Origin of the sequence: uncultured Streptococcus sp. (genome assembly GCF_915066115.1) — a bacterium.
In the GTDB taxonomy this organism is placed as follows: Bacteria; Bacillota; Bacilli; order Lactobacillales; family Streptococcaceae; genus Streptococcus.
The window spans coordinates 1-3,273 of record NZ_CAJZDT010000165.1 but is presented as its reverse complement, the minus strand read 5'-3'; the positions used below and the strand labels follow the sequence as shown (position 1 = coordinate 3,273).

General features: G+C 40.4%; 2 protein-coding genes. Both read right to left on the bottom strand.

Going from position 1 to position 3,273, the window contains the following annotated elements; translation table 11 throughout:
- Positions 1-42: 42 nt before the first annotated feature.
- Positions 43-858: an endonuclease/exonuclease/phosphatase family protein gene (locus tag QZ565_RS08890; protein WP_295528417.1), complete on the bottom strand. Its 816-nt coding sequence runs from the start codon at positions 856-858 to the stop codon at positions 43-45.
- A gap of 51 nt (positions 859-909) precedes the next feature.
- On the bottom strand, positions 910-3,090 hold the full coding sequence (locus QZ565_RS08885; protein ID WP_295528414.1) for a PTS transporter subunit IIBC: 2,181 nt from the start codon (positions 3,088-3,090) through the stop codon (positions 910-912).
- Positions 3,091-3,273: the final 183 nt, after the last annotated feature.

Here is a 3,273-nt window from a genome sequence, read left to right as displayed (position 1 = left end):
ACGTTGACGTGGTTTGAAGAGATTTTCGAAGAGTATCAGTTATTATTTCCAGTTTAAAATAGCATTCAAGCCATAGTGATCACTAACCTGCGGACTATTGTTGCCATCAAATATGACATGTAAATTTTCCACCGCTAACTCTTTGGTAGTAAAAACATAGTCGATTCGAAGGGGTTCTGTGTTCCCCTTCCAGCCATCAATTTCTGGTGGAACAGTATAACTACCACTTTTCTCTTGAGCAACTTCAAATGCGTCTTGTAAGCCTAATGGACTAGCTAAAATAGCTTGGTAGCCTTCCTGACCAGCTGGGTTGTTAAAATCTCCAGCCAGCAAAAGTGGCTTGTTCAATTCTTTCAAGACAGCCTCAAATCGTGCCCATTCTTCTTGGAAACCTTTACCCCACCACGAAAGATGGACACTGGCAACTGCAAGCTCCTTACCATCGACTTCAGTTTCAGCCAGGGCAACGCGACGAGTATGATAGTCTGTTGGATCATCCACATCTGAAACCAAAATTTCTCGTGCTTCAATAGGCGTTTTAGACAAGATAGACACACCTTCATGGTAGCGATCATAGCCGATATGGTTATAGGCCCAGGTCCAATAGTAATTTTTTCCTTGCTCTGACAATTTTTCAACCAAAAGTCTAACATAATGATCTTGATGAATCGGCTCAGCTGCTGGCAAAGCTTGATAAAGGTCATTAAGCTCCACCTCTGGTGAAGTAATCTCCTGATTGATTTCTTGGAAACAGATCAAATCATAGTCTTTATCAAGAATATCTTCAAGCAAGAGCTGGAATTTTTCCTCAGCTTCTTTTTCCATCCAGCTATGAGTATTGAGTGTTAAAAATTTCATGCTTTTCTCCTAAAACAAGAGGTTGGAAAACAGCTTCCAACCTCAAGTGTATTACAATTCTACTTTAGCAACTGCTGTTTTAGCTGCAAGAGAACCTGTTTGTTCTAATTTAACTGATTTAATAGCTTCAGCATTTGTGAAGACAACCACTGTTGAAGTTTCACGACCTGCTACACGGATAGCATCCAAGTCAGCTGTGACAAGAAGATCACCTGCTGCAACTTTTTGTCCTTCAGCTACATGAACAGTAAATGGTTTTCCTTCAAGACTTACTGTGTCCAAACCAATGTGAACAAGTACTTCAAGACCCGCTTCAGTCACAAGACCAAGAGCATGTTTTGTAGGGAAGATGCTTGATACAGTACCTGAAACTGGAGATACAATGTTTCCATTTGCAGGTTCTACAGCAAATCCGTCACCCATCATTTTTTGAGCAAATACTGGATCTTTCACTTGTTCCAAGGCAACAACTTGACCGTCTGCTACTGAGTAAACTTCCTCAGTAAGACCTTTGAATTGAACAGTGTTTTGTTGCGCTTCTGTCATTTGACTTGGAAGAGTTTCAGGAATGATTTCACCTGAATCAAGGATATCTTGGATATCAGATTTCAATACGTCTGCTTTTGGACCGTAGATAGCTTGAACTCCTTGTCCTTTCATGACAAGACCCATAGCTCCTTCTGCTTTCCATTGTTCTGCATCACCGACTTTGTCAGCATCTTTTACAGTTACACGAAGACGAGTCATACATGCATCAACATCAACGATGTTTGCACGTCCACCAAGAAGGTTGATAATGTTTACAGCTTGAGAACCTGCTGCAACTTTCACTTCGCTGCTAGCTTCTTCTGAACCTTCAGCAGTTTCGTAATTTCCGTTACGTCCTGGAGTTGCGTAGTTGAATTTTTGAATCATGAAGTTTGCGATAAAGTACATGATTACGGCAAAGAGAACAGTTACCCAGATAAAGTTAACAATATCCATACCGATACCAGCGCTAATCGCAATAGGTGTACGAGTCAAGAACTCGATTGAACCGAATGAGTGCATACGTAGGTTCACGACGTCAGCCATAGCGAAGGCCGCACCTTGAACAAGTGAGTAAACAAGATACATAGGTGTTGCTACAAACATGAACATGTATTCGATTGGTTCAGTAACCCCTGTCAAGAATGTTGCAAGAGCTGTCGCAATCATCATACCTTTATATTGATGTTTCTTATCAGCATCAACATTACGGTAGATAGCCACGATCACACCCATCAAGATACCGAATGAACCGATCATTTGTCCAACTTTGAAACGAGCTGGGTGAACAGTATCTAACAATTGTTGGTAGTGACTTGCATCAGTACCTTTGAGGTTAACAAGGTCTGTTACCCATGCAAGCCATAGTGGGTCTTGACCAAATACTTGAGTACCTTTAGCTGCACCAGTTAAAATGTCATAAGTACCACCAAGAGCTGTGTAGTTCATTGGGATAGTCAACATATGGTGAAGACCAAATGGCAAGAGCAAACGTTCCAAAGTACCATACAAGAATGGTGCAAGGATTGGAGCAGTTTCTTGTGAGTTGGCAATCCAGATACCAAAGCTATTGATACCTGTTTGAACTACTGGCCAGAAGGCAGCAAGTAGAATTGCAGCGATTGCTGAACGAAGAATAACTACAAATGGTACAAAACGTTTCCCGTTGAAGAATGAAAGTGCATCAGGAAGTTTACGGAAGTTGTAGTATTTATTGTAAGCAGTTGCCCCTACAAAACCTGAGATAATCCCTACAAACACACCCATGTTCAATGCTGGAGCTTCAAGAACACTGATGAAGTAATCAGCAACTTTGATTGAACCACCAAAGAGAGTTGTGACCATAGCATCTGGATTTTTCAACATATCTCCTGATACACCAAAGATTGTACCAGTGATACGGTTAATCAAGATGAAGGCAAGACCAGCGGCGAAAGCACCACCAGCACGTTCTTTAGCCCAGCTTCCTCCAATTGCTAGGGCAAACAAAATGTGAAGGTTACCGATAACCCCCCAACCAATTTGCTCAAGAATTCCACCAGTAACTACAAGTGGTGCAAAAGTTGGGTTAATCATTACGATAGACTTACCGATTGAAATCATCAAACCAGCAGCCGGCATAACCGCGATAACCACCATCAAAGCCTTACCGAATTTTTGCCAAAACTCGAAAGACAAGACATTTTTGAATGTATCTTTCATCATTCAAATCTCCTTTATTTTTATTTAGGCAAACGTTTTACGAAAACGTTTGCACTTAACTATGTATTAATTATACCACTTTAATTTTTTTTGTAAAGGCTTTTATAAAAAAAAGTAGACTTTTTTCTAAAATTTTTGTAGTAAAAAAGGAGATAGTAAAATCTCCTCACATATACCTCTATTAAT

Bases quoted from the DNA above. Each gene is read 5' to 3' on its own strand.
- QZ565_RS08885 (WP_295528414.1), bottom strand. From the start codon at position 3,090: ATGATGAAAGATACATTCAAAAATGTCTTGTCTTTCGAGTTTTGGCAA.
- QZ565_RS08890 (WP_295528417.1), bottom strand. From the start codon at position 858: ATGAAATTTTTAACACTCAATACTCATAGCTGGATGGAAAAAGAAGCT.